The sequence below is a fragment of the Mesorhizobium sp. M4A.F.Ca.ET.020.02.1.1 genome, assembly GCF_004022645.1.
GTDB lineage: Bacteria > Pseudomonadota > Alphaproteobacteria > Rhizobiales > Rhizobiaceae > Mesorhizobium.
Map to the genome: position 1 here is coordinate 1 of NZ_RZOI01001271.1, position 774 is coordinate 774.

The 774-nt window shown below is 65.0% G+C and carries 1 protein-coding gene and 1 pseudogene; both read right to left on the reverse strand.

The annotated features are described in order from the left end of the window. Positions 1 to 541: pseudogene (locus EN742_RS36555) on the reverse strand (hypothetical protein); the annotation flags it as partial. Between the two features lie 124 nt (positions 542 to 665). Beyond that, a partial coding sequence (locus tag EN742_RS36560; protein WP_189375764.1) for a 23S rRNA (pseudouridine(1915)-N(3))-methyltransferase RlmH occupies positions 666 to 774 on the reverse strand: 109 nt, incomplete at its 5' end.

Below are 774 nucleotides of genomic sequence, written 5' to 3' on the forward strand. Positions count from 1 at the left end.
CCTTGAGGTCGGCAAGCAGCATTTCGGTCTGCTCGCGCAATTCCGGGACCACCGCGCCGAGCAGGATGGCGCTGCGCACCGACGACAGCGCATCCTCCGGTTTGACCAGGATCGCCGGAGGCGGATTGAGTCCCATGCGCTGCAGCGCGCCCAGCACTTCGGCCAGCACGTCGCGTCGCGCCGCCAGCGAGGCACGGATCTTCTGCTCTTCCCCTTTCAGCCCTTCCAGCTTGGCGCCGATATCCTCGATGTCCTGACCGAGCTTCTGCTCGGTCATCGCCGACTGGATCAGCGCCGCTGTGATCGAGGCATGATCCTTCTTGACCGCCGCTATGTCGGCAGCGAGCTTGGCCAGCCGCTCGGAAGAAAGCGTGATTTCCTTCGAGACCTGCTCATATTCGGCCCGGCTCTGGTCGGGATCGGGCGCCGGGTCGAGCGTGTTCTCGGCCATCACGGGGCCCAGCGACAGCACGATCGCGGCCGCGGTCAAACCACAGCGCGCGCGCCAGGAGCTCGTTTTCGATTTCCAGCCTTCAGACATCAGGCGTCGACTCTAACTGCGGCTTCGTTAACGAACCATCAACCATGTTCGGCGACCGCGGGCAGCCTTGTCCCGCAATGGGGCGAAAATCCGGGCGGGCCCGCGCCGATCCACAGCCTTCGCTCTACGAACGATGGTAGGGGTGCCCGGAAAGGATAGTGGCCGCCCGATAGAGCTGTTCGCCCAGCATCACCCGCACCAGCTGGTGCGGCCAAGTCAGCGCCCCGAAGGAC